The 25,835-nt window shown below is 63.8% G+C and carries 24 protein-coding genes; 14 read left to right on the top strand and 10 right to left on the bottom strand.

The features are described 5' to 3' along the window. The first annotated feature begins 7 nt into the window (after positions 1-7). Positions 8-442 carry a hypothetical protein gene (locus tag BI327_RS14960; protein ID WP_076861144.1) on the top strand — a complete coding sequence of 145 codons (435 nt, stop codon included), beginning with the start codon at positions 8-10 and terminating at the stop codon, positions 440-442. A 40-nt stretch (positions 443-482) separates the two neighbouring features. On the opposite strand, the gene ppk2 is transcribed toward BI327_RS14960, so the two are convergent. Beyond that, entirely contained in the window at positions 483-1,283 is an 801-nt protein-coding gene (gene ppk2, locus BI327_RS14965) for a polyphosphate kinase 2 (protein WP_076861145.1), read from the bottom strand. A gap of 22 nt (positions 1,284-1,305) precedes the next feature. Further along, positions 1,306-1,761, bottom strand: coding sequence for a hypothetical protein (locus BI327_RS14970; protein WP_076861146.1), 456 nt, complete (start codon positions 1,759-1,761; stop codon positions 1,306-1,308). Between the two features lie 156 nt (positions 1,762-1,917). On the opposite strand from BI327_RS14970, the gene BI327_RS14975 reads away from it, so the two are divergent. The 7 genes from BI327_RS14975 to BI327_RS15005 all read left to right on the top strand — a co-directional run bounded on the left by BI327_RS14975 (position 1,918) and on the right by BI327_RS15005 (position 7,831). Further along, on the top strand, positions 1,918-2,379 hold the full coding sequence (locus tag BI327_RS14975; protein ID WP_076861148.1) for a hypothetical protein: 462 nt from the start codon (positions 1,918-1,920) through the stop codon (positions 2,377-2,379). After that, the gene (locus BI327_RS14980) at positions 2,372-3,604 is read left to right on the top strand and encodes an HlyD family secretion protein (protein ID WP_076861149.1); all 1,233 of its coding nucleotides are present in this window, start codon (positions 2,372-2,374) and stop codon (positions 3,602-3,604) included. Before BI327_RS14975 ends, BI327_RS14980 begins: the two co-directional genes overlap by 8 nt. A 30-nt stretch (positions 3,605-3,634) precedes the next feature. Continuing rightward, positions 3,635-4,042 carry a hypothetical protein gene (locus tag BI327_RS14985; protein ID WP_076861151.1) on the top strand — a complete coding sequence of 136 codons (408 nt, stop codon included), beginning with the start codon at positions 3,635-3,637 and terminating at the stop codon, positions 4,040-4,042. Positions 4,043-4,143: 101 nt separating this feature from the next. Next, on the top strand, positions 4,144-5,871 hold the full coding sequence (locus BI327_RS14990; RefSeq protein WP_076862151.1) for a DUF3300 domain-containing protein: 1,728 nt from the start codon (positions 4,144-4,146) through the stop codon (positions 5,869-5,871). Further along, a complete protein-coding gene (locus BI327_RS14995; RefSeq protein ID WP_076861153.1) occupies positions 5,868-6,800 on the top strand; it encodes a DUF2950 domain-containing protein in 933 nt (310 codons plus the stop codon). Before BI327_RS14990 ends, BI327_RS14995 begins: the two co-directional genes overlap by 4 nt. Positions 6,801-6,819: 19 nt before the next feature. Further along, a complete protein-coding gene (locus BI327_RS15000; protein ID WP_245334815.1) occupies positions 6,820-7,251 on the top strand; it encodes a hypothetical protein in 432 nt (143 codons plus the stop codon). 151 nt (positions 7,252-7,402) lie between these two features. Continuing rightward, positions 7,403-7,831 (top strand): universal stress protein, encoded by a 429-nt coding sequence (locus BI327_RS15005; protein WP_076861157.1) that lies wholly within the window; start codon positions 7,403-7,405, stop codon positions 7,829-7,831. A 189-nt stretch (positions 7,832-8,020) separates the two neighbouring features. Here the strand turns inward: BI327_RS15005 and aspD are convergent, their stop codons facing one another. Next, on the bottom strand, positions 8,021-9,646 hold the full coding sequence (gene aspD, locus BI327_RS15010; RefSeq protein WP_076861159.1) for an aspartate 4-decarboxylase: 1,626 nt from the start codon (positions 9,644-9,646) through the stop codon (positions 8,021-8,023). Between the two features lie 360 nt (positions 9,647-10,006). On the opposite strand from aspD, the gene aspT (BI327_RS15015) reads away from it, so the two are divergent. Together aspT (BI327_RS15015) and aspT (BI327_RS15020) are read left to right on the top strand one after the other, a co-directional pair. Further along, complete coding sequence (gene aspT, locus BI327_RS15015) at positions 10,007-11,698, top strand: aspartate-alanine antiporter (RefSeq protein WP_076861161.1); 1,692 nt, start codon at positions 10,007-10,009, stop codon at positions 11,696-11,698. A 13-nt stretch (positions 11,699-11,711) separates the two neighbouring features. Next, positions 11,712-13,406, top strand: coding sequence for an aspartate-alanine antiporter (gene aspT / locus BI327_RS15020; protein WP_076861164.1), 1,695 nt, complete (start codon positions 11,712-11,714; stop codon positions 13,404-13,406). A gap of 100 nt (positions 13,407-13,506) precedes the next feature. On the opposite strand, the gene BI327_RS15025 is transcribed toward aspT (BI327_RS15020), so the two are convergent. The 3 genes from BI327_RS15025 to BI327_RS15035 form a co-directional block, all read right to left on the bottom strand. Next, on the bottom strand, positions 13,507-15,204 hold the full coding sequence (locus BI327_RS15025; RefSeq protein WP_394329863.1) for a SulP family inorganic anion transporter: 1,698 nt from the start codon (positions 15,202-15,204) through the stop codon (positions 13,507-13,509). A gap of 179 nt (positions 15,205-15,383) precedes the next feature. Further along, a complete protein-coding gene (locus tag BI327_RS15030) occupies positions 15,384-15,905 on the bottom strand; it encodes a GNAT family N-acetyltransferase (RefSeq protein WP_076861168.1) in 522 nt (173 codons plus the stop codon). A gap of 331 nt (positions 15,906-16,236) precedes the next feature. Beyond that, positions 16,237-17,754 carry an ATP-binding protein gene (locus BI327_RS15035; RefSeq protein ID WP_076861170.1) on the bottom strand — a complete coding sequence of 506 codons (1,518 nt, stop codon included), beginning with the start codon at positions 17,752-17,754 and terminating at the stop codon, positions 16,237-16,239. A 98-nt stretch (positions 17,755-17,852) separates the two neighbouring features. Here BI327_RS15035 and BI327_RS43135 point away from each other — a divergent pair, with 98 nt between their 5' ends. Beyond that, a complete protein-coding gene (locus BI327_RS43135; RefSeq protein ID WP_076861172.1) occupies positions 17,853-18,077 on the top strand; it encodes a PepSY domain-containing protein in 225 nt (74 codons plus the stop codon). Positions 18,078-18,119: 42 nt separating this feature from the next. Here the strand turns inward: BI327_RS43135 and BI327_RS15045 are convergent, their stop codons facing one another. After that, positions 18,120-18,548, bottom strand: a complete 429-nt coding sequence (locus tag BI327_RS15045) for a winged helix-turn-helix transcriptional regulator (protein ID WP_076861174.1) — start codon at positions 18,546-18,548, stop codon at positions 18,120-18,122. 132 nt (positions 18,549-18,680) lie between these two features. Between BI327_RS15045 and BI327_RS15050 the strand changes: the two genes are divergently transcribed. The 3 genes from BI327_RS15050 (at position 18,681) to BI327_RS15060 (ending at position 22,272) form a co-directional block, all read left to right on the top strand. Next, positions 18,681-19,076 carry a hypothetical protein gene (locus tag BI327_RS15050; RefSeq protein ID WP_143271605.1) on the top strand — a complete coding sequence of 132 codons (396 nt, stop codon included), beginning with the start codon at positions 18,681-18,683 and terminating at the stop codon, positions 19,074-19,076. A gap of 12 nt (positions 19,077-19,088) precedes the next feature. Continuing rightward, positions 19,089-20,753, top strand: coding sequence for an amidohydrolase (locus BI327_RS15055; RefSeq protein ID WP_076861178.1), 1,665 nt, complete (start codon positions 19,089-19,091; stop codon positions 20,751-20,753). Between the two features lie 229 nt (positions 20,754-20,982). Further along, entirely contained in the window at positions 20,983-22,272 is a 1,290-nt protein-coding gene (locus BI327_RS15060) for an MFS transporter (RefSeq protein WP_076861180.1), read from the top strand. A 59-nt stretch (positions 22,273-22,331) separates the two neighbouring features. Here BI327_RS15060 and BI327_RS15065 read toward each other — a convergent pair whose 3' ends face one another. The 3 genes from BI327_RS15065 to BI327_RS15075 all read right to left on the bottom strand — a co-directional run bounded on the left by BI327_RS15065 (position 22,332) and on the right by BI327_RS15075 (position 25,695). Next, complete coding sequence (locus BI327_RS15065) at positions 22,332-23,504, bottom strand: OpgC domain-containing protein (RefSeq protein ID WP_076861182.1); 1,173 nt, start codon at positions 23,502-23,504, stop codon at positions 22,332-22,334. 315 nt (positions 23,505-23,819) lie between these two features. After that, positions 23,820-24,434, bottom strand: a complete 615-nt coding sequence (locus tag BI327_RS15070; RefSeq protein ID WP_076861183.1) for a TetR/AcrR family transcriptional regulator — start codon at positions 24,432-24,434, stop codon at positions 23,820-23,822. Positions 24,435-24,522: 88 nt separating this feature from the next. After that, positions 24,523-25,695 carry an acyl-CoA dehydrogenase family protein gene (locus tag BI327_RS15075; protein ID WP_076861185.1) on the bottom strand — a complete coding sequence of 391 codons (1,173 nt, stop codon included), beginning with the start codon at positions 25,693-25,695 and terminating at the stop codon, positions 24,523-24,525. Positions 25,696-25,835 lie beyond the last annotated feature (140 nt).

Consider the following 25,835-nt stretch of genomic DNA (forward strand, 5'->3'; position numbering starts at 1 on the left):
GGAAGCCATGAGGAAAGTGGGTTTGATCGGAGTTCTTGCTGCACTGGTGTTGGGATTGGCCGGCTTCAGCACACCGTCCCGGGCTGAAACCGGTTCGGTGGCCGTCATCTTCACCAAGGGCGGGTTCATCGTTGGCGTCGGAGGCGGCGAGGGCGTATTGACCTTGCGCGGCAAGCACTATCCGTTCACGGTGTCGGGTATGAGCGTCGGCTTCACGATCGGTGCCTCGACCACCAAATTTGTCGGTCGCGCCATCAACCTGAGAGGCCCGGCCTCAATCGAAGGTTCCTACAGCGTCGCAGGCGCCGGTGGGGCGATCGCCGCAGGTGCCGGAGGCGTGCAACTGCAAAACGCCAATGGCGTGATCCTGCAGCTCAGTGGCCCGAAGGTCGGCGCCGAAGTCTCGGCCGCCGTGGGCGGCGTTTCGATCCGCTTGAAGTAGATCCGAAGGACCCAGGCCGCGCGGGCCGCGGCCTGGCCGTTCAGTAGCGCTCCTCGACGAACTTCATCCCGCGCAGACCGGCCTGATCGTTGTAGCGCCCCTTGTTGGAGCGCCTGGGCAGTTTCACCTTGTCGCGCTTGACCCGTCCGTGGGGAATTGTCTTCAGCAGGAACGAGATGCAATTCAGCCGTGCCCGCCGCTTGTCGTCGGAACGGATCACGTTCCAGGGCGCGTGTTTCGAGCTTGTCGCCTTGAACATCAGGTCGCGGGCGCGCGAGTAGTCGTACCAGCGCCGGTAGGATTCCGTGTCCATCGGGCTCAGTTTCCACTGCCGCAGCGGATCGTCGATCCGGGCCCTGAAGCGGCGTTCCTGCTCTTCCATCCCGACCTCGAGCCACAGCTTGATCAGGATGATGCCGCCCTCGATGATGTATTGCTCCATCTGCGGGCAAAGCGAGAGAAATCGCTTGTGCTCCGCTGCCGTGCAGAACCCCATCACATATTCGACGCCCGCGCGGTTGTACCAGCTGCGATCAAAGATGACGATTTCGCCGGCCGCGGGAAACTGCTGCATATAGCGCTGGATAAAGAGCTGCGACTTCTCGCGGTCGGACGGCGCGGGCAGGGCGACCACGCGAAACACGCGCGGGCTGACCTTCTCGGTCATAGCCTTGATCGTTCCGCCCTTGCCGGCCGCATCGCGTCCTTCGAACAAGATGATGACCCTGAGTCTGTGCTCTCTCACCCATTCCTGGAGATGGCAGAGCTGGATCTGCAGCTTGCCCAGCTCTTCCTCGTATTCCTTGCGCTTCATCTTCCCGGAGGGCTTGTCTTTCGCCATGGATATCCGTCCATCGTTTGAGCTAGTCGCCCCAGGCAATGACGATGCCGATGTCGCCAGGCATGCCGCCGGGGTAATCGACGACCTGGTAGCGGATGCGGTAGCCGCGCGGCTGCAGGTAGTCCGCCCAGAGCTGGTAGATTTCCTTGGGGATCCCTTTCAGCGTCTTCTCCCAGCCGGCCTCCATCTGATTGATGGCCCGGCCCTTGTCGGTGCACAGCGAGTTCGGGAAACGATAGACCTGAACTTCGCTGAGGCCGTTGCGCACCGCGCGCTGAATCACCGTCGATGCCAGCTTGACCTTCTCGTCCTCGGTGAGCCCGGAAGGCTTGCTCAGCCGCTCGATCAAGGCGAGTTTCTCGGCCTCGATGGCGGCGGCACGCTTGGCATGCTCCTCGGCCTTTCCGGTTTCCTTGGACGCGGCCTGCTTCTGGATCTCGTGCGCGTTCGGGATCAGGTCATCGATTTTGTCTCGCATGGCTGGGGACTCCTAAGCCCGATCATCCACCTTGCCCCGGAAACGCTAGGGACGAGTCAACCGCTATCCTTGATCCAGATCAAATCAGGGCGATGGGACGACACCTAATGTCGATCGAGGGTCGCAGGCGACTGGATCGCTGCAGGGAGGCTTGGTTTGGGCGAACAGATGCATCCGCTGGCTCCGCACCATCTGCCATTCTATCTCGCGCCTGCGAGCGGGACGGACGTGTGGATGGTGGCGATGGGAATTTTCCTGGTCGTCACGGTGCTGTACGTCGGCAATCTCTATTGGAAACTGCACAGTCTCCCCGAGCGGATGGCGCACAAATCGGAGAAGCTGCAGTTCGAGATCGTGGCGATCCTGGGCCTGATTGCGCTGTTCACGCATATCCATGCCTTCTGGGTCGCGGGCCTCTTGCTCGCACTGATCGACATTCCCGATTTCGGCACGCCATTGCGCAGCATCGCAGGGTCCGTGGAGAAGATCGCCGATGCATCGGATGCGGGTGCGTCTCCTGCGGGAAACAGCGGTGAAGCGCCGCATCAGTCGGCCTCAGCCGAGCCAAATCTGAGCGCATCTGACGCCACGAAGCAGGAGGTACAGGGCCATGCTTGAGCTCATCCTGTGCTCGCTGTTTACCCTCGTGCCAGACTACCTCTATCGTCGCTACGTTCAGGGCAAGCGTTTCGGCAAGGAGATCACCTTCTATTCGGTCTGGTACGAGCTGCGTTGGGGCATCACCGGCTGCCTCATGCTGACGGTCCTGTTGATCACGACAATTTTCTATTTCCACCCGTCGACCACCAGCGCCGCGCTGTTCTACCGGACAATTCCAATCCTTCCCGAGGGCTCGGGACGGGTTGCCGAGGTCAACATCGGTTTCAGTGCGCCGGTCAAGAAAGGCGAGGTCCTGTTCCGGCTCGACAGCTCGAAACAGGTTGCGGCGCTCGAAACTGCAAAGCGCAAGGTGGCCGAGGTCGATGCGTCGCTGGTGTCGGCCGAAGCCGACGTCGCGAAGTCGGAGGCGCAGGTCCAGGAAGCCAAGGCCGCCCATCAGCAGGCCAAGGACGAGCTCGACGTCAAGACCGATCTGCAGCGCCGCAATCCCGGCATCGTTCCGCAACGCGACATCGAGAAGCTGCAGGTACTGGTCGATCAGCGCCAGGCCGGCATCGACGCGGCCACAGCGATCAAGCAGTCAGCCACATTGCGGGTGTCGACGCTGTTGCCCGCCGAGAAGGCAAGCGCGGAGGCGGCGCTCGCCCAGGCCCAGGTCGACCTCGACAAGACGGTGGTCCGCGCCGGCGTCGACGGACGCGTCGAGCAGTTCTTCCTTCGCACCGGCGACGTCGTCAATCCGCTGATGCGCCCGGCCGGCATCCTGATCCCGGCGGAAGCCGGGCGGACGTCGCTGCAGGCTGGTTTCGGCCAGATCGAGGCGCAAGTATTGAAGGAGGGCATGGTTGCCGAGGCGACCTGCGCGTCGAAGCCGTGGGTGATCATCCCGATGGTGATCACGTCGGTGCAGGACTACATCGCGTCCGGCCAGTTCCGTGGCGGCGAGCAATTGATAGACGCCCAGAACATTGCCCGGCCGGGCACCATCCTGGTGTTCCTCGAACCCCTGTACAAGGGCGGCCTCGAGGGCGTCACGGCGGGCAGCAGTTGCATCGTCAACGCCTACACCAGCAATCACGAGGTCATCTCGGCGAAGGACACCGGCGCCGGACAGGCGTTCGTTCTGCATGCGATCGATACCGTGGGGCTGGTGCATGCGCTGTTGCTTCGCATCCAGGCGCTGTTGTTGCCGATCAAGACCTTGGTCCTGAGTGGTCACTGACAGCGGACTGGTCAGCAAGGGAGATATCCAATGCGCAGCAGAGCTTGTGCGGTGCTGTCCATCGGCCTGGTGGTTGTCTCGGTTGACTCAGCCAGCGCCTTTGAGCTGACCGGAGCGTGGGCAACAAGTGCTGATCAGTGCCGCAAGGTGTTCGCGCACAAGGGCAGGGCAAATCAGCTGACGTTTGCGAATTTCTCGGGCGTCTATGGCGGCGGATTCATCGCCGAGCCTGATCGCCTCCGGGGCAAGTTCGAGAACTGCAAGATCAAATCGCGCAAGGATGACGGCCAGAACATCAACATCATCGTCGGCTGCGCGTCGGGGATCATGGTCTCGAATGTGCAGTTCTTCCTTAAAGTCGTCGACGACGATACGATCACGCGCCAGTTCCCCGGCATCGAGGGGATGGAAGTCAACTACCACCGTTGCAAGTTCTAGCGGCGTCCCCACCCTGCGAAGGACGTTTTCCTTGATCTCGATCAAAGAGGGGGCATGGCCGTGGCCGATGCTGTCGACCGTTGGTGTCGATGGAGGTCGCGATGGTCCGTTGGGGCAAGACGCTGCTCGCGGTTGTGCTGGTGTCGATGACTTCGGTCGCCGCATTCGCGCAGACGGCTGACAAACCGCCAGCCCAGACCAGTCAGCCCGTTCAGGCCAATCAGCCGGCCGCGACCCAGCCGGCCGATCAGCTGCTGAAGCCTGAACAGCTGGAAGCCCTGGTGGCGCCGATCGCGCTCTATCCGGACTCGCTGCTGGCCAACGTGCTGGCGGCATCGACCTATCCGCTCGAGGTCGTGCAGGCCGATCGCTGGCTGAAGGAGCGCAAGAACCTGAAAGGAGACGCGTTGAAGACCGAGGTCGACAAGCAGGCCTGGGATGACAGCGTCAAGGCGCTCGCGAGCACCGCCGACGTGCTCGCCATGATGAGCGACAAGATCGATTGGACGAAGAATCTGGGCGACGCCGTGCTGGCCCAGCAGCCCGACGTCATGGATGCGATCCAGCGGCTGCGCAGCAAGGCGCAGGCCAACAACAAGCTGGTGACGACCAAGCAGCAGAAGGTCAGCGTCCAGACCCAGGAGAACAAGCAGGTCATCGTTATCGAGCAGACCGATCCGGACACGGTCTATGTGCCCTATTACGATCCGGCCACGGTCTACGGTGCGTGGCCATATAGTGAATACCCGCCGTATTATTTCGGCTATCCGTCCTATATCGGTGCCGGCGTGATCGCGGCAGGTCTCGCCTTCGGCGCCGGCTGGGCGATCGGACGCTGGGGCAATTACTGGGGCGGCGGCTGCAACTGGGGCAATCGTAACCTCTATGTGAATCACTACAACAGGGTCAACAACATCGGCAACAGCTGGCAGCACAATCCGGCGCATCGCCAGGGCGTGCGCTACAACAACAGCGGCGTCCAGCAGCGCTTCGGCGGCAACAGCAATCGCGCCGGTGCGAGCGATCGGATGAATTATCGCGGCCGCGATGGCCAGCAGGTTCTCAATCCCGGCGGCGATCGTCAGGGCGCAGATCGGGCAGGTGACCGGGCCGGAGACCGCGGTGGTGATCGTGCCGGCGACCGTGCGGGTGATCGCGCCGGGGATCGTGGAGGCGACCGCGCCGGAGATCGCGCCAAAGGCGGCGACCGTGCCGGTGCGGGCGATCGCGCCAAGGGTGGCGACCGCGCGGGTGCCGGCAACAAAGCCAAGGGCGGTGGCGATCGCGCAAAGGCCGCCAACCGCGGCAGTGCCGGTAACCGCGCAGCTGCGGCCAATCGTGGCGGCGGCAATCGTGGCGGCGCCATGAACGTGTCGTCCGGACGGGCGGCTGCGGCGGCGTCGGCGCGCGGGCGATCGAGCATGGCCAGCATGCCGCGCGGCGGCGGTGCAAGTTTCGCCGGCCGTGGTGGCGGTGGCTTCGGCGGCGGAGGTGGCGGTGGTTTCCGCGGCGGTGGCGGAGGGGGCGGCTTCCGTGGCGGCGGCGGTGGTGGCCGACGTTCCGACATTGCGCTCAAGCACGATATCGAGCTGCTTGGGTATCTCGCCAACGGCCTTGGCTACTACCGCTTCAGCTATCTCGGCAGCAGCAAGGCCTATGTCGGCGTGATGGCGCAAGAGGTCGAGCAGGTCATGCCAACGGCGGTGACGCGCGGCGCCGATGGCTATCTCAGGGTCTACTACGACAAGCTCGGGATCAAGTTCCGCAGCTATCACGATTGGCTTGCCGCCGGCGCAAGGATTCCATCTCCGTCGGAGGCATCACGATGACAAGCTTTTCGTACTCGCGGTTGAATCGTATTGCTTCCATCGGCATGGCTGCAGCAACGGCGCTCGCCATGCTGCTGTCGCCGGCTCGTGCCCAGCAGGGCTTCCCCAACCCTGAAGACGCGGCGTCGGCTCTGGCAACTGCCGTCAAGACCGGCACGAGCCGGGCCATGCTGAAAGTGCTGGGCCGCGACGCCACCGACATCATCGAGTCCGGCGACGATGTCGCCGACGCCAATGCGCGACAGACCTTCCTTTCTGCCTACGACGCCAGGCATTCGATCAAGGCCGACGGCAACAAGAAGGCTATCTTGATCCTGGGGACGGACGATTTCCCGTTCCCGATCCCCCTCGTCAACAACAACGACGGCTGGAGTTTCGACGCCGCTGCGGGACGTCGCGAAATCCTCTACCGCAGGATCGGCCGCAATGAGCTTGCCGCCATCCAGACCTGTCTTGCCTATGTCGACGCCCAGAACGAGTACGCCGGGAAGGATCGCGGCGAGGGCGTGGGCGCCTATGCCCAGCGCATCGTCAGCAGGCCGGGCAAGACCGACGGACTGTTCTGGCGCGACGACAAGGATCCGAGCCCGCTCGGTGAACTGGCGGCCCAGGCCGCTGCGGAAGGCTACAAGGTCGGCGAGCAGGCCGAGCCGTATCACGGATACTACTATCGCATCCTCAAGGCACAAGGCTCCGACGCCCCGGGCGGCGCGCTGAACTATGTCGTGAAGGGCAAGATGATCGGCGGCTTCGCGCTGGTCGCCTGGCCCGCCGAATACGCCAATTCCGGCGTCATGACCTTCCTGGTCAACCACGCCGGCACTGTCTATCAGAAGGATCTCGGCTCACGCACCGATTTCCTCGCCAAGCGCATGATCGTTTTCGATCCGGATCACACCTGGAAGAAAGTGGACCCGATAAATCCCTGAAGGAAGAGGGAGTGCAGTGATGCGAGGCATGATCCGTCCCGTCATACTGGCGCTTGTCGCGCTGGTTCTCCTGGTCGCACCGTGCTTCGCGCAGGCGACCGGCCACGTCCAGGTCAAGTTCGTGAAGGCGGCCCTCGTTGTGGGCGGCGGAGGCGGGACCGGGACGCTCACCTACCGCGGGCGGCATTACCGGTTCATCGCGTCCGGATTCAGTCTCGGCGCATCCGCCGGAACATCGGTAAGCTGGCTGGAAGGCACCGCTTCGGGAATCAGGGAGGTCAACGATTTCGCCGGCAGTTACGCGCTGGTCGGGGCCGGCGGTGCATGGGCTGCGGGCGTCGGCGGGGTGAGCCTGCGAAATGAACACGGCGTGGTGCTCAATCTCAAGGGGCCGAAAGCGGGACTGGAATTTGCCGCCAACCTGGGCAGCCTCACGATCTCGCTGCGGTGAACTCGGGCTCCATCCGCGATCTCGGCCGCAGTTGTGAGTGCGTCCAAAGGCCGGGCGATGGATTGATCTATCTCAACTCCAGATCCGAAGCGACGGCTCAGCTTGCGTCCGGCAGGCGGCGATATCATCCAGACAATCGGGAGGTGGAGGCATGTACCGGCACATTCTCATTCCGACAGACGGCTCGGAGCTCGCGGAGCATGGGCTCAGGCATGGGCTGGCGCTGGCAAAATCCCTCGACGCCAAAGCATCGGTCATCTTCGTTGTGGAACCGCTCTCGGAGATAGGAGGGCAGTACCGTGAATTACTCGCGAGATACTCCGAGATTCGCAAGGAAGAAGCCGCGCGCGCGCTGGATCGCGCCGCACGCGCGGCAAAAGAGGCCGGCGCTGCCTGCGAGACAAGCCTGGTGGAGAGCGGGCGACCCGATCAAGCCATCATCGCAGCAGCCAAGGACAAAGGCTGCGACCTCATTGTCATGTCATCGCACGGGCGCAGCGGCCTCTCCGCCCTTCTCATAGGCAGTGTGACCAACAAGGTGCTGACGCAGGCAAAGATCCCGGTGCTTGTCTGTCAGTGAGCCTGCAGGTTGCCTCGAAGCAAGCGGGTCCGGCGCGATCCATGACATCGCTCCGATCGGCAAGGCCATTCGTGTAGGCCGAGTGCGCGCGTATGATGGGTGCGCCAGATCCGGGCGGCGGAAACCGTCGCCCGGGCATCGAGGCGGCGTAGCGGGCCGGCAGGATAGCAAAGGGCGGACAATGCACCGTCAGCGCTTCGCGGCTGCGCCCTTCGCCGCCTCGTAGGTGTCGCGATAGCCCCTGGCGATTGTCCGGACGCCTCGTCCGATGTCGTCATAGACATCGTCAGGCAGGTTCGCGAGCGACACGCGAAGCGACCATTCGGGCGCGTCGAAGCCGCCTCCGTTCAACAGCACGATCCCGTGGGCTTCGGCCAGCCTGAATGCAAGGTCCAGCGGGTGAATACTCTTCTTCAGGTGTTCGACGGCATCGTCGCCGATGTTCTTGCGGGCCCAGAACTCGAAATCGATCAGGGCGTAGTAGGCATCATAGTTCGGATTCGGAGTCAGCTTGTCGGCCAGTCCGAGGCCGTCGAGCAGCGACCACAGGCGCTTGTTGACGATCTCCATGCAGGCGGCCTGATAGGCCTTCTTCACGTCCATCATTTCGGCGAGCGAGAACAGGCTCATCATCACCTGCTGCGGCAACGACAATCCGGCGGTGTGATTGAGCGCCACGTCGCGGCTGTCGGCGACGATGCGGTCGATCAGCTTGAGCTTGCGCGGTTCGAGCGTGAGCGGCCCGTAGCGTTTGTCCAGCGCCTTCACGGCCTCGTCCGGAAGATTGGCGATCTTCTTGTCGAAGATATTGTCCTCGTGGATGGCGATGGCCCCGAGCCGCCATCCCGTGCAGCCGAAATACTTCGAATAGGAGTAGACGCCGATGGTGTTGTGCGGCAGCTCGCCGAGCAGCGAACGGAAGTTGTGCACGAAGGTGCCGTAGACGTCGTCGGTGAGGATCATCAGGTCGGGACGCTTGGCCCTGACCAGATCGGCCAGCTTGGCGACCGTCTCCTTGCTGAGCGCCATCCCCGGCGGGTTGGACGGATTGACGACGAAGAACGCCTTGATTTTCGGATCCTCCAGCTTCCTGATTTCCTCGTCGGTGAACTGGAATTTGTTTTCCTGCGGCGCCCTGATCTGTACGACCTTCAGGTCGTAGTCTTCCAGGTGTGTCATCTCGATGTAGGGCGTGAAGATCGGCGTCGCCAACGCAATCGTATCGCCGGGCACCAGCAGCCGATTGGCCTTCAGCGACTTGAAGAGGTAGCACATCGCCGCCGTGCCGCCCTCGACCGCGTAGATGTCGAACTTGCCGGCCGGCCGCGGCTCGCCGCAGACCGCCCACATCAGATATTCGTGCACGATCTTCTCGTTGTGCACCAGCATGCGGTCCGGCACCGGGTAATTGTCGCCTATGATCGAATCGACCAGCTCGTGGACGAAGGCGTCGGGATCGAAGCCGAATTTCTCGACTGCAAAGGGCAGCATTTCCGTCAGGAAGCCCGCACCTGGCATGTCGCTGTGCTGTTTGAGCCAGGCCTCGAACCGCCCGGCAATGCCCTTTGCCTGAGGCATGCCGCCGATGCCCGCCGGATGCTCCATCACCCGCTTGCTCTCGGTGATGGCAAATTGGCCCAGCAGGAAGAAGCCTTCGCGCGGCGTCGTGGCCACCCAGTTCGGATTGCCCCGCCCGGCGTTCAGGAACGGCATCTGACTCCGCTTCGAATTGCTCTTCGCGAGGTTGATCAGCTCGTCCTTGATCTCGAACGGGCTCAACGCTTCGAATTTCTTTAAGGTCAGAAGATCGGCCATTTTGACACTCCCGGAGCGATGCAAGCTGTTGGAATGGAGGCGGACAGGCTCCTGTCTGCGCAATCGCGCGCAGCATGATCGGCAACCGGCAATGAGCCTTGATCTATATCAAGGGTTGTCGTGCACGCGATACGACTGCACGGCGGATGGTTGCGTCACGATGCAATGGAGCGTGCGTTCGTTGTCGGCAAGACGATGAAATCGCAAGACGTTCGCAGTCGCAATTGACATAGATCAACATCCTTCTCGCCAACCGCTGCCTGATATCGATCCACACGGTTGCGTCACCGCTTCGGTCACCCTGCGCGAGATCGGAGGGGCGCATGCCGAAGCCGCGGGACAGCATGAACGGGTGACATCATGATCGATTGGTTCTTCCAGACGCTCCGCACCTATCCCGAAATCGCAATCTTCGTCTCGCTGGCGCTGGGCTACTATTTCGGATCCTTCACCTACAAGGGTCTCGGTCTCGGCGCGGTCACCGCGACGCTGATCGCCGCTGTCATCATCGGCCAGATCGGGATCACCATTTCGGGCCCGCTCAAGCCGTTCTTCTTCCTGATGTTCCTGTTCGCAATCGGTTATGGCGTCGGACCGCAATTCGTGCGCGGCATCGCGCAGGACGGCATTCCACAGGCGATCTTCGCGGCGGTGGTCTGTGTCTTCTGTCTGATCGCTCCGTATCTCGGCGCGAAGATCGCCGGCTACGACGTCGGATCAGCCGTCGGGCTCTATGCCGGTTCGCAGACGATTTCCGCGTCGATGGGGCTCGCAACCGACGCCATCAATCGCCTCGGTCTGCCCGCGGACGAAGCCAAGAAGCTGCTCGATGCCATGCCGGTCGCCTATGCCGTGACTTATATTTTCGGCACGGTCGGCTCGGCGATCGTCCTGGCCCTGCTCGGACCGGCGTTGCTTGGCATCGATCTCGAGACCGCATGCAAGAAGTATGAGGAAGAGCACGGCGGCAAGAAGCAGCTGGGTGGCCCGGGGACGGCCTGGCACCAGTTCGATGTGCGCGCCTATCGCGTTCATGAGCGCGGACCCGTCGCCGGCAAGACGGTCGGGCAGGCGGAGGCACTGCTTCCCGATCATCGCATCTTCGTCCTCCGGCTCCGGCAAGCCGGCAAGATCGTGGAGGCAACTTCGGACACCGTCATTCATGCCGGCGACATCGTCGCCGTTGCAGGCCGCCGCGATGTGCTCGTCCAGCTGATCGGCGAGCAGGCCGAGGAAGTCGACGATCGCGAACTGCTGGCGGTGCCGATCGAGGGCGTCGATGTGTACGTGACCAGCAAGGACGTCGACGGCAAGACGCTCGAGGAGCTGGCGAAAGAGCCGGGCGCTCGCGGCGTATTCCTGCGCAAGATCGCGCGCGGCGCGATCGCGGTCGAGATTCCGATCCTGCCGAACACCAAGATCAACCGGGGCGACATTGTCACCCTGGTGGGCCGCACATCCGATGTCGCTGCCACCACCAAGATGCTGGGCCGGCCGGACCGTGCAACCGACGTTGCCGACGTCGCCTTCATCGGGGCCGCGATCGCGATCGGCGCCCTGGTCGGCGCCTTTGTCTACAAGATCGGAAGTGTGCCGCTCACGCTGTCCACCTCCGGCGGCGCGCTGATCTCCGGCCTGTTCTTCGGTTGGCTCCGATCAGTTCATCCGACCTTCGGCCGCATCCCGTCACCCACCGTGTGGTTCATGAACTCGGTCGGTCTGAACGTCTTCATCGCCATCGTCGGGATCTCCTCAGGCCCGGGATTTGTCGCCGGCCTGCAAAAGCTCGGCTTCAGCCTGTTCCTCTGGGGCGTCGTCGTGACCACGGTGCCGCTGATCTTGGCGATGTTCGTCGGCAAGTATGTATTTAAGTTCCACGACGCGATCCTGCTCGGGTGCTGCTCCGGCGCGCGGACGACGACCGCGTCGCTCGGCATGATCAACGATCGCGCGAAAAGCCAGATTCCCGGCCTTGGCTATACCGTCACCTACGCGGTCGGAAACACCCTGCTCACGATCTGGGGCATGGTGCTGGTCATGATGATGACATAGCCGCGGCCCGACGATGTTGGTCTGGCTGCAGCAGTTTCTCGTCCGTTATCCGGAGCTCGCGCTGTTCCTGGTGATCGCGGCGGGCTACTGGATCGGAAGCTTCAGGATCGGCGCTTTCAGCCTTGGCCCGGTGACGGGCGCGCTCTTTGCTGGCCTTGCGGTTGGCGACTTCGCGCATGTGCCCGTCTCCGGCATGACGAAATCCTTTCTATTTCTGCTGTTTCTGTTCGGCGTCGGCTATTCGGTCGGGCCGCAATTCGTGCTGGCGATGAAGCGGGACGGGCTTAAGCCCGTGCTGATGGCCATTGTGGTGAGCCTCACCGGTCTTGCGGCAGCGATCGTCGTGGCACGCGTGCTGCGGCTTGACGCCGGCTTTGCGGCCGGGCTGATGTCGGGGGCGCTCAGCCAGAGTGCTGCGATGGGTACGGCGACCGATGCAGTCAATGGCCTCGCCGTGCCCGAAGCCCAGCGCGCATTGCTTGTCTCGCATATCGCGGTGGCGGATGCGGTTTGCTACATCTTCGGCTATGCCGGCGTGATCACGTTCTGCACGATTGTCGTTCCAGCACTCCTGAAGATCGACCTGAAGACGGAAGCGCTCAAGCTGGAGCAGGCTTTGGGCATCAAACGCGCCAAGCCTGGCCTCGCGTCGGCTTGGCGCAAATTCGAGATGCGTGCGTACCGGCTGGATGACACCGCGGCGATCGCCGGACTGATGGTTGCCGCTGCCGAAGCACGGGTGCCCGGGCAACGCGTGTTCATCCACCGCATTCGCCGCGGCGAGCGTATCCTCGAGGCGGAGCCTGGAACGATCCTCGCGGCAGGTGATGTCGTCGCGCTGTCGGCGCCGCGGCAGATCATCGTCGAACTGATCGGACAGCGAGGCGAGGAAGTGGAGGATCAGGAGCTGCTCGATATCCCCGTGGTCTCGGCCGACGTTTTCCTGATCAACGCGAAGGTCGCAGGCAGCAGTCTCCAGCAGGTGTCGGAACAGGACTGGACGCGTGGCCTTTATTTGCGCTCGGTGAACCGGGGCGGTGAAGCTCTCCCCATCGCGGCCGGAGTGGTCCTCGAGCGCGGCGATCTGCTTCGCATCGTTGGTCCTGAAACCGTCGTGCAGAATGCGGCCAAGAACATCGGCGTCATTGTTGCACCCAGCACCAGCATCGATTTCGTGGTTTTGGGGCTCGCGATCTTCTTCGGCGGCCTCGTCGGCGTTCTCGTGAGCTTTTCGGTTGGCGGCATCACGATCTCGTTGAGCACCAGCGTCGGCACGCTGCTCGCCGGACTTCTCGTCGGCTATCTCCGCACGCGTCTGCCGTATTTCGGCCGGATCCCCGACGGCGCCATCAGCCTGATGACGTCACTCGGACTGGCTGCCTTCGTCGGCCTGACCGGGATTCATGCCGGGCCGGTCTTCCTTTCGGCGATACGGGAGTCGGGCATCGGCCTGCTTCTGGGCGGCATGATCGTGACCCTGTTGCCGCAGTTCGTCGGCTTCTGCTTCGGCCATTTCGTGCTGCGCATGAACCCTATCCTGCTACTCGGTGCGTTGACGGGAGCGCAGACGGTAACGGCCGCGATGGCGGCCATTCAGGAACGCTCGGGTAGCTCTGTGGTGGTGCTCGGCTATACGCCCGCCTATCCGGTCTCGAACATTCTGCTGACGACCTGGGGATCGGTCATGGTGGTCGTCTTCGCTGGATGAGCCGTCACGCCTGAGGTTCGCCGATCACATCCACGCTGCAGGCCAAGCCACCCATCGGGCGCGTCCGTCTCCCGACGGACGACCCCCGGAGATTCCGCACCTAGTCCTCCCAATCTTCCCATTCGACCTTGTTGATTTCCAAATAGCCGGAAACGGCCGAGCCGATCGTCGGGAAGAAGTAGCCTTCGCCGAGCTGCGCGAACAGTCCAAATCGCTTCAGCTTGTCTTTGACCGGGTCCTTGAGTTCAGCAAAGCAAAGTTCGATTCCTTTCTCGTGCAAGGCTTCGTCCAGTTCGGCAACGGTATCGCAGGCCGTGACGTCGACGCTGGTGACTGGCTCGGCTGCGACGACCAGCCAGCGAACCGGCGTCGGCGACGTCGCCACCGCGTCCAGGACGCGTTCCTTGAAGAACTCGGCGTTGGCAAAGAACAGCGGCGCGTCCCATCGGAATAGGACCAGCCCCGGGATCCGGCGCGCATCGGGGTATCGCGTGATGTCGTGATAGCCCTTGACGCCGTGGGCACGGCCCAGCACTGCGGAGTGCGGTCGCCAACCGTCCCACAGGAACTCCGCGATGGCCACGGCGATCGCGAGACCAATTCCGGGAATCGCGCCGAACACGGCCACGCCGACGAAGCACAGCACGATCAGCCAGAACTCCCATCTCTGAATGCGATAAATCCGCTTGAGGTCGGCAATCTCGAACAGGCCGATCGCCGCGGCGATGACGACGGCGGCCAATGCGGCATTGGGCAAATGCTGCAGAAGGTTTGGCGCCACGACGAGAAGGAACGCGATGGCGAGCGCGCCGACGACGCTGGTCAGTTGGGTGCGGGCACCGGCAGCCTCCGCCACTGGAGTGCGCGAAGAGCTGCTGCTGATCGGGAAGCCCTGAAAAAAGCCGGTTGCCAGGTTGGCGGCGCCGAGCCCGACCATCTCCTGGTTTGGATCAACCTTGTCGCTCAGTCGCGCGGCGTAGGTTCGTGACAGCACACTGGTGTCGGCAAAGGAGACGAGCGCGACCGCGCTTCCGCCGATCAGCACCGGAACCAGATCGGCATAGCTGATCCAGGGAACGGCAAGAGCCGGCAGACCTTGAGGAAGCGGACCCAGGACCTTCACGCCGTAGCCGGCCCCGAGATCGAGCGCGCCGACGACGAGGGTTGCCCCGACAACGGCAATCAGAATACCCGGCAGCCGCTTGTTGTCCTTGAGCAGCAGGATGACGATCAGCGTTGCGAGCCCAACCGCGAAAGCAACCCAGTTCGTCTTGCCGTCGAGGATTGCGCCGCCGATTCTCCACAGGTCCCGCAACGGTCCTTCGCTCTCAATCGAGAATCCGAGGAGCTTTGGCAGTTGGCTGATCAATACGGTCAGCGCAATTCCGTTCATGTAACCGTAGCGGATCGGCTTGGAAAGAAGCTCGGTCACGAAACCCAGCCTCGCGAAGCCCGTCAGCATGAGCACCGTTCCCGAAACCAGCGCCATCATGGCGCCGAGCGTTGCCGCGCGAAGGGGATCACCACCGGATAGCGGAGTGACCACACCGAGAATGACGGCAGCCAGGGCCGAGTCCGGTCCGAGCACGATGATGCGGCTTGGGCCGAACACTGCGTAGGCCAGGAGCGGGATGATGGTCGCGTAGAGACCGTGGATGCCCGGCAGGCCCGATGCCGCCGCATAGGCGATACCGACCGGGACCAGCATTGTCGCAAGGACAAGGCCGGCAAAGATGTCGTGCGGCAGCCACGCCGCCTCGTATCGGCGGAGGGTGTCGACGCCGGGCATCCATCGCATCCAACGGCTCATGTGGTGAGCACTCCCGGACTCGGTCGAGCGCATGGCAAACACTCCCAGGCCGGACAGGGTAGCCGCGCTGTTAGGCGGAGCGTTGATCTATCTCAAGCCGGCCCGCAACGGCGGCCGGCTCCCGAGTGGCGTCCCCCCACAGACCGGGGACACGTGCTTTGTCCCGTTCAGGAAAGCTCCAAGGTCAAATGTCTGACTTGTGGGTCGCCGCCGGCGCTCGAACGGAACCCGAAGCGACCGAATATGCTGAGCATCGCCACGTTCTCGGGCAGGACTTCCGCGGTTAGTTCTTTCAGCCCTGCGTCGCGCGCGATCACCAGCAAATGGCGCATCAGCGCCGTGCCGATGCCCTTGCCCTGATAGGCATCGATCACGACGAAGGCCAACTCAGCCCGGCCCGGCTGCGCGACGATGTAGCGGCCGCCGCCTGCGATGACCGGCCGGCCGCCTTCGTCGATCTGCGCAACCAGCGCGACGTGATTGGCGAAATCGATATTCATGAAAAACGAGATCTCCTTGTCGGAGAAGCTGCGCTTCGGAGCGAAGAAGCGGAGCTGTCGCGATTGGATGCTGGTGCGGTTGACCGCCGTGAGCATGTCGACATGGTCGTCCGGCCGGAGCGCCCGAACTTCGATCCTGCTGCCGTCACGCAGATGCTCGATCGCAGAATAATCGGCTGCACTTGCCATCGTTGTCCTCGCAAAGATCGTTGCCGGCGACACACCCTTGCCTGGCAGACCATTGGTCGGGGGCCACCGCCCGCGCCGGCTTGGACCGTCGGCGGCTCGCCAATGACGGGTCAAGGGACTGCCGAATTTCACGAGGTTAGCACGCGCATGCTGAACTCACAGCAGCACTGCGTTCGGGACGCTAGGAGGCCACGCTCAGATCGCGACTCGAACCAAATGTCGGTATCGGTGGTTGCGCCTCCCCGCAACCAAATCTCTCGACCGGCAGAGATGAAGAAGCCCGCCTTTCGGCGGGCTTTTTTCGTACGCGGATGTTCGGTTCAACGTCGGATCACACCGCCGAGCTGTCGCAGGCTGCCTCCGGCGACACGTCATCCGCATTCGGGTCGGCCGCCGCGGTCGCCCAGGCGAGTTCGACCAGCGTCACGATGCGCCGGCCGGTGCCGTCGAGCTGGCAGACGATCAGGCCTTGCTCCTCGATATAGGTCAGAAGATGCCGCGCGCGGCGCAGCGAGTGCGTGCCGTAGGCGCGGGCGATCGCGGCATCGCTCGGGCAGGGCCAGCCTTCCTTCGCGGCGCGGGCGATCATCATGAAGACGCCCTGCATGTCCTCGGGCAGCAGCGCGGCGCGCAGCGAGACGTCCTGCCACGCGTCGTCCTCGGCCATGTCGGCGCCGAGCCCGGCGCGCGCGCGCGTCAGCATGCGGCGAAAATCGGTCAGCTCCGGCACGACGGTGCCGAGACCTTCGATCCGGCAGCGGACCACGAATTCCTGATAGAGCACGCCGATGGCGCGGAAGCCGGCATCCGGCTCGGCGAGGATGGCGCGCAGGATGCGGTCCAGCCGCTCGCGCCGCTCGGCCAACTGCTCGGCGCTCGGCGGCGGCTCCGCCGTTTCGGGATCAGGTTCCGCTGCCGGCTGCTTGGCGGCCATCAACTGGCTGAGCAGATCAGGCGCAGGCGTCCGGCGCGGCGGCCTCGCCGTGGTTTCGGGCGGCGGCGCTGCGAGGATGATGGCGCGCGCGTCCTCCAGGGCCGCCTCAGGCAGCGGCATCAGGCGCGGCGCCGCGTTGCGCGGCTGGGTGTCCGTCGGACCGATGCGCAAGCCGAGCGGACGGCGCGAGAGCGCGGGCCCCAGTGCCATGAATTGTCCACGCTCGAGATCGCGGAAGGCTTCCGCCTGCCGCCGCTCCATGCCGAGCAAGTCGGCAGCGCGCGCCATGTCGATATCGAGAAAGGTCCGGCCCATCAGGAAGTTGGATGCTTCTGCCGCGACATTCTTGGCGAGCTTCGCCAGTCGCTGGGTCGCGATGATCCCGGCAAGCCCGCGCTTGCGGCCGCGGCACATCAGATTGGTCATCGCGCCGAGCGAGAGCTTGCGCGCCTCGTCGGACACTTCGCCGGCGACCGCCGGGGCGAACAGCTGCGCTTCGTCCACCACCACCAGCATCGGATACCAGTGGTCGCGAGGGACCTCGAACATGCCGCCGAGGAAGGCTGCGGCGCGCCGCATCTGGTTCTCGGCGTCGAGCCCTTCGAGATTGACCACGGTCGAGACGCGGTGGATGCGGACGCGCTCGCCGGCGACCTGCAGGCTGCGCTCGGTATGGTCCTCGGCGTCGATCACGAGGTGGCCGAATCGCTCGGCCAGGGTGACGAAGTCACCTTCGGGATCGATGATGGTCTGCTGCACCCAGGGCGCGCTCTGTTCCAGCAGCCGGCGCAGCAGATGGGATTTGCCGGAACCGGAATTGCCCTGCACCAAGAGGCGAGTGGCCAATAGCTCCTCGAGGTCGATGGCCGCCGAGGCGCCGGCCGTCGTCTGTCCCATCTCGATCGCTACGGTCATGTGCCCCGACTCAAATTGCCCTTGCGGAGACGCGGCTTAACAAGCCGATCGCGCCCCGTCGAGCGACCCGCAGGGACATCCCCAGGCATCACCGGGACGTGGACAATCTGGAAGACCATTTTCACGGCGCCATGGGGCTTTGTTTCCTGCTCGCGATCGCCTCGGGTGTCGTCGTCTACGGGCCGTTCGTGCGGCGGCTGGATTTCGGCACCATCAGGCCGCGCCGTCGCCTGTACTGGCTCGACCTGCATCATGTGCTCGGCATCGTCATCCTGGCATGGACGCTGGTCGTCGGCGTGACCGTCGTCTCGTGTTCTACGTGAGCCGCCGCGCGAATCGGTAAGCAAGCCGATCGAACGCAACTATCATTGCCCGTTCTGCGCGGACGGGGGCCCCGATCTCCGGTAAGTCTCGCCACCGCCGCCGTGCTGAGCACTTCGCCGCGGCTCGGGCGGTCGCCACGTCACGCCCTGTTCGGCGAGCAGATTGTTTCCCCACTCGGCCAGCGGGGTCAGCAGTGCAACAAGCTCGAACCCTTTCTCCGTCAGTGCGTAGATCGATCGCTCGGATGAAATCTTGCGCTGCCGGACTGCGCCGTCGGCGATCAGCTCCCGCAGCAGGCTGGACAAGACCTGCTGGCGAACGCCCGCGATCGAGTTGCGCAATTCGCCGAAGCTGAGTTCGTCCAGCGAAAGCAGATGAAGCACCCGGACCTTCCACTTGCCCGAGACGATCTTGAGGACCGTCTCGACGGGGCAGGGATCCTGGGCGGGCCGCTTGCGATGGTAGGCCATGGCTTCCTCGGTCAGAAATTAATGTGTCTGGCTGGTCCGCGATTGATGTGGGACCATGACACGCCGGGAGTGACGTAAACAGTCCGCAATCGCCGACAGGGATATCTGGCAAGGTTGTTCATGGGCAAATCGATGAGCAGTCGGATTCTCAACCTGCTTCTTTGGGCCGGCGTGGCCTACTTCTGCTGCATGGCCGTGGCGCACTTCTTCGGAATTAAGGTCCCGATCCTCTTCGTCTACTACGATACACCCTACTACGCCTATCAGGACAAGATCATCTCGTTCGCGGTCGTGGCCTATATCTGCCTGTTTGCCTCCGCCGCGCGTTCGGGCGAGGTCGTCTTCGCCTTGGTCGCGATCTGGGTCACGGTTCTTGGTCTCTGCGCCGTCAATGTTTCCGACGCGCTGCAAGGCGTTCTCACCGGCAAGTCCACACTGCCGTACTGGCTGCAGACCGCCGCAATCGCGGCTTACGCTCTGTGCCTCACCATTTTCTCGCGGCCGCCGCGAAACCTGTTGGCGCATTGAGGGCGAAGCACAATGGTGCGGCCGGAATTGATCTTCCACAATGGCAAAGTGTTCACGGCGGATGCCGCTGCCAGCCGCGCCGAGGCGATCGCGGTGGCCGGCGGCACGATCGTCGCCGTCGGCAGCGATCTCGATGTCAAAAGCCTGGCCGGTCCCGGAACCAGGATGGTGGACCTCGGCGGCGGCATGCTGTTGCCCGGTATCGTCGACGTGCACAACCATCATCTCCGCGGCGGGCAAGCCGATCTCTATGAATTGAAACTCCTGCCGACGATGTCGTTCGATGCGGTCCTCGAAGCCGTGCGCGCACGGTGCGCGACGACGAAGCCGGGCGATTGGGTCTTTGGCGGCATCTGGGGAAGTCAACTGGTCGAGGTGATCGGCCGTGCAGGTTCGCTGGCGGCGCTCGATGCGGTTTCCGGGGCGCATCCGGTGATGCTGCGCGACGACAGCCAGCACAACCGGTGGGTCAATTCTCGTGCGTTGGAGTTGATCGGGATCGACGCCGGCACGCCCGATCCCCAGGACGGTCAAATCCTGCGCGATGTGGAGACCGGCGCTGCGACCGGGCTGTTGCTGGAGCGAGCCTCGGGGCTCGCCGAGCAGGCGGTCGAGCGAAGCATCCCGGATCTCGCGGAGCGCAACAAGGCTTCGTGCCGCCGCGCGGTCGAGATTCTCAATGGCTTCGGGGTCACCGCCTTTCAGGATGCGACCACGACGCTCCCGTTCCTGGAGGCGCTGGCCGCGCTCGACCGTGCGAATGAGCTCAATGGCTGGTGCGTCGCCTCGCTGCCCGCGCAGCGAACGCTGTCGGGCGCCGATCTCGTCGGTGACGCGCTGATCGTGCGCCGCGAGTCCTATCGCACCCGTCACGTCCGCCCCGATTTCATCAAGCTGTTCATGGACGGGGTGCCGACGACGCGTACCGCCGCCATGCTCACGCCATACCGCGCCACGCGCTTGCAAGGCTGTTGCTTTTGTGGCGATCCCTTGATTTCGATTCCTGACCTGGTGCGGTGGATCGCAAAGGCCGAGAAACACCGGATGCGGGTCAAGGTGCATTGCACCGGCGATGCCGCGGTTCGCGATACGCTCGATGCCATCGACGTCGTGCGCAGCTTCAACGGACCCGGAAACGGCGCCGGTGCCACCCACCAGATCGCGCATGCGGGCTTCGTTGCCCCCGCCGATATTCCGCGCTTCCGCGCGCTCGATGTCGCAGCCGACCTGTCGCCGATCATCTGGTATCCCGGCCCGATCCAGGAAGCCATCCGCGCGGCGATGCCGGAGGATCGCGCCGACTGCTATTGGCCGCTTCGCGATTTCCACGCCGCCGGCGCGTTGATGGCGGCCGGATCAGACTGGCCGGTTGTGGCCAATCCGGACCCCTGGCTCGGGATCGAAGGGATGATCACGCGCCGCAATCCGCGGGGCGGATATGATGGCGCGCTGTGGCCGGAGCAGGCCCTCGATCTCGAGACGGTGCTGCGCATCTACACCGTCAACGCGGCGCAGGCGATGGGCTTGTCCGATCTCACCGGGTCGATCGAGGCCGGAAAGTCGGCGGATTTCATCCTGGTCGATCGCGACTTGTTCGCGATCGCGCCGGAGCTTCTATCGCGGACCAAGGTGCTTTCGACATGGTTCGAGGGCCGTCAGGTTCACGAGGCCGGATGAAAACTCACGCGTGCCGGCTCGAAAGGACCTCTTGGAAGATGACATGCCTTTCCCGACTTTCGGGATTGCCGCGTGAGAAATTCTAGCCGCCGTTCAAATTCGGCGGGAAGGCACCGTTTCTGAACGGCGCCGCTATTCTCGTGCCGGATACCTCCATCCCGTTTGCCGGAGGTGTCGCCTCGAGCAAACCTCGGCATAGTCCGCGCACAAAAGAAACGTGCGAGGAAACATGACTGAGAGCATCGTTGATGCCGTAGCGCCGTCGGTCGCGGCGCCTGGCGCAGTGTCGCCACGAAAAGTGTTTTGGGCGACCTGGTTCGGCTGGATGCTCGATGGCTTCGATTCCTCGATGTATGCCTACATCCTGGTCGGCGCGCTGAGCGAATTGCTGCCTGCGAGCGGCATCGAGCCGAGCAAGGCCAATATCGGCATCTATGGCGGCTTGCTGTTCTCCATCTTCATGCTGGGCTGGGCCTGCTCGATGGTCTGGGGCTGGGCCGCGGACCGCTACGGGCGGGTCAAGATCATGTGCTGGACGGTTCTGGTCTACTCGCTGTTCACGGCGTTGTGCGGGCTTGCCACCGGGATCGTGATGTTCGCACTGTTTCGCTTTGTTGCCGGGTTCGGCATCGGCGGCGAATGGGCCGCGGGCACGCCGCTGCTGCAGGAATCCGTGCCGGAGAACACGCGGGTGCGGCTCGCCGGATGGCTGCATACGGCGACGCCGACCGGGCTGTTCCTCGCCGCTGCGGTGACGCTTGCGATCGGCAGCACGCTCGGCTGGCGCGGCATGTTCCTGCTCGGCATCCTGCCGGCGCTGCTGATTGCATATCTGCGCAGCAACATTCCCGAGCCCGAACGCCACGCATCGCACGAGCAGCCTCCAGTCTCGGCCCTGTTCGCCGGCGATCAGGCGCAGACCACCTGGGCCGCGGCGCTGATGATGGCCTGCATCATCTTCGGCCTGTGGTCGTCGAACTTCTGGGCGCCCACCGTGATCTCGACCAAGCTGGTTGCCGCGGGCGCGACGCCGGCGCATGCGCAGGAGATGGGCGCGGTAGCCGGGCTGATCACCAATGTCGGCACGCTGATCGGCTGCTTCCTGGTGCCATGGATAACCAACTGGTTCGGCAGCCGGCGTCGCACTGCGGTGCTGTTCTTCATCGGCGGGTTGATCTCCGTCGTGGTCTCCTACCTGGTCGCGATCGAATGGCTCGACAGCCTGACGCTGTTCATGGTGCTGCTGCCGGTGCTCGGCTTCTTCACCAATGGCGTGTTCGGCCTGTTCACGATCTGGCTGCCGGAGATGTTTCCGTCGGCGCTGCGCGGCTCGGGCTCAGGCTTCGCCTTCAGCATGGGCCGCGTGCTCGGCGCCGCCGGCCCGACCCTGATCGGCACGCTCGCCGCCCGCACCGGCAGCTTCCCGCTGGCGATCTCGATGCTGTCGCTGATCTATGTGATCGGCCTGCCGCTGATCGCGCTGGCGCCGGAGACGGCCGGCAAGCCGCTGGCGAGATAGCGTTCAAGGCGCTCTCTGGGCGTGGCCGGCCCGGCCGCGTTCTGTCACCCGCGAAAGGGCTATTCCGCCGGCTTCGCGGCCAATGATGCCTGCGCATCCACGGGCTTCTTTGCAGGCGCCTTGTCGACTTTCTTCGACCAGGAACGGTAATAGGCCAGAATGGTCATCAGCACGATGCCGACAATGCTGACCACGATCTGCATCCAGAGGCTGCCGGAGACCTCGACCAGCAGCACATGCGCGATGACCGCGAGGAAAACGCCGGTGCAGAACACCTCCAGCGACTGCTGACCGCATTTGATGATTGGCTGCATGATCGGCCATTCGTATCCAGCCCATTCGCGCGGCAGGAAGCGCGTGACGAAGAAGGCGAGCACCACGAAGTGCAGCACGCGATAGGGCGCGAGGTTGGTCTTGTCGTTCGGGTTGAACGCATCATAGAGCCAGGCCGGCATCGCCTGTCCCAGTTCCGGGAAACGGCCCGCCAGGGTCATCACCAGCGCGAACAGCAGATAGGCGCCGCCAAGCCACAGGAAGGCGCGCGAGCGGATGAAGGTGATCGACTCACTGGCACCGCCGAGCGCGAACCAGCCGCCGAACACAAACAGGAACTGCCAGCAGAACGGGTTGAAGTACCACGTGCCGGAGGGATAGGCCGGCAGATTCCAGTCGAAATGGCGGGCCGCGAGATAGAGCAGGAACGAGGCCAGCAGCGTCAGATTGAGCTTGCGCAGCATCGCCCACAGCACCAGCGGATAGCAGACCATCAGCGCGATATAGAGCGGCAGCACGTCCATGTTGACCGGCTTGAACGCCAGGATCAGACCTTGATAGAGCGTCTCGGCCGGGTTGTGCATGAAGCCCGCGACGTTGAACTCGTTCTGCAGGTTAGGGTCATGGTAGCGCTGGGAGAGATAGCCGATCTCGGCGATGTAAATCACGAACAGCAGGACGTGCGCGACATAGATCTGCCAGGCCCGCTTGATCAGACGGGTGGCGCCGATCACGGTGCCGCGCTCGAGCATCATTCGCGCATAGACGAAGGACGCGGTGTAGCCGGAGATGAAGACGAACAGGTCGGCCGCGTCGCTGAAGCCGAAATTCTTCTGCGTGATCCAGTTCACCGCGTTGTTCGGGATGTGATCGAGATAGATCGCCCAGTTGGCGAAGCCACGCAGCAGATCGAGGCGATAGTCGCGGCCACGCGGCGGCAGAACAGCCTTGACGTCCATCGGTTCGCTCCCATCCCAAGTGCCCGCGCGTCCGGTCGCGGGTCGCCCACCACGTCATACTAGAACATGATTTCGACGGTTGTGTATTGGTTTGTGGGAAAGGATCGTGCTCGACAGCAGACCAAACAACAATTTGGATCAAATGGTTGCGGCCACCGAAGCTAGGACGCGGGGCCAGTGCGTAGGATGGGTGGAGCGCAGCGATACCCATCATCATTTCGCCGCCGGCTCGATGGGTATCATGGAGTTTATCATCGGGCCGCGCGTTGCGCGGACCCGTTGGCTCCACCCATCCTCCGAGAGCCGAGTCCCTGGCTAGCGCGCGACGAACCCGTTGTGCAGCGTGGTGAACAGCGCCTTGCCCTTCTTCACCAGATCGTATTTGCGGCCGTAGAGCAGCCAGACCGCGGTGAGGTGGCACATCCCGCCCATCATCAGCGACATCGCGGTGTAGGGATCGAGGTTGCGGCGATAGGTGCCGGCGCGGCTCGCCTGCTTGATCAACTGCACATAGCGCAGCGCGTATTTGTCGACCGCCTTCTTGATCCGCGGCTCGGCGGCGAGCACGCTCGGCCAGATCTCCAGGAAGAACACGCGGCCCCAGCTCGGGTTGTCCTTGATGTACTGGAAGTTGGTCAGGAAGATGATGCGGAGCTGTTCGACCGGGTCGCCGCCCTTCACCAGCAGCGGCTCGGTCTTCTGATACAGCGCCTCGAAATTGCCCTCGGGCACGTCGAGCACCAGCGCGCGCTTGTCCTCGAAATAATCGTAGATGCTGGAGAGCGGTACTTTCGCCGCGGCGGCGACCTCGGTGAGCGAGGTGCCGTCGATGCCTCTTTCGCCGAACAGCTTGGTCGCCGCCGAGAGGATCTGCTCGCGCCGGTCGCGGCTGCGTTGTTGCTTGAGCTTAAGCGTCGTCCCCGAAGCCACGTCCGTCTCCTGGCGTCCCGCAAAAACACTAAGGCAGCGGGATCGGAACACAAGCGCTATTGCAGCAATATACAACGTCGGCTTGTCGTCAGACCGGCGCCTTGCGCCGTTCATGGCTGCGAATCGCGTGGCGGGCGATGATCTGGCGCATGATCTCGGATGTGCCGTCGAGAATGCGGACCACCCGCGTTTCCCGCCAGATCCGTTCGATCGGAAGGTCCTTGGCATAACCGGCACCACCAAACAGCTGCATGGTCGTGTCGGCCACGCGCTGCACCATGTCGGCGCCGGTATATTTGGAGAGCGCGGCCGCGGCGGTGCGGGCAGCGGCGTCGCCCTGGTCGTAGCGCCAGGCCGCCTCATAGGCGACAAGGCGCGCGGCGTGCAGCGCGCTCGCCATGTCGGCGATCTGCCATTCGATCCCCTGATGGTCGCGCAGCTTGCGTCCGAACGCCTCGCGCTTCGACACATGGTCGAGCGCGTAGTCGAGAAGCTGGCTCGCCGCACCGACGCAATAGGCGCCCCAATGCGTGCGGCCGGCATCCAGGCACCGCATCGCGATGGCGAAACCGTCGCCCTCCTGGCCCAGCAGGTTCTGGCGCGGAACGCGGCAATTCTCGAACATCACCTCGGCATGTTCCGAGCCGCGGCCGGCGGCCATCTCGACCACGCGGCCGATGGAGAGGCCCGGCGTCGTCGCGTCGACGACAAAGGCCGCGATGCCCTTTGCCCCCGCGGTCGGATCGAGCGTGGCGAACACGGTGAAGACGCCGGCCACCGGCGCATTGGTGATGTAGGTCTTGCGGCCGTCGAGCACGTAATGATCGCCGTCCCGCCGCGCCAGGGTCTGGATGCGGGCGGCATCCGATCCCGCGTTCGGCTCGGTCAGCGCGAAAGCGCCGATCACGCGGCCACTGGCGAGTTCCGGCAGCCAACGGTCGCGCACGGCGGGTTGCGCGAAAAACTCGATCGCCTTCGATCCGATGTGAACGTTCACCCCGCTCAGATAGTAGAAGGCGGTATGTGCCTTGGCGAGCTCCTCGATCGCGATGCAGCTGCCGAGCATCGACAGGCCAAGCCCGCCGAATTGCTTCGGCGTGTTGGTGCCGAACAATCCCATCCGGCGCAGGCCCGCCATCGCGCTTTCCGGCACCTCGCCGGTCGCCTCGATCGCGGCATCGTGGGGCTGAAGCTCACCGCGCACGAATTCGCGTACCCGGCTTTGCAGGACGCGGAGGTCGTCGGGAAGCTGGAAGTGCATGGGCGCACCAAATTCGAATAATCTTCGAAAAATGTGCGCCGTCGTCCCGGCGATGTCAAGATTTGCGGGAGCGTCAGGGACGCAAGGCGGTGTGCGCGGGACGATGGGCAAGACCGGCCGGGAGTGTCGGAATCTTGCCA

The sequence above is a fragment of the Bradyrhizobium mercantei genome, assembly GCF_001982635.1.
Taxonomy (GTDB): Bacteria; Pseudomonadota; Alphaproteobacteria; order Rhizobiales; family Xanthobacteraceae; genus Bradyrhizobium; species Bradyrhizobium mercantei.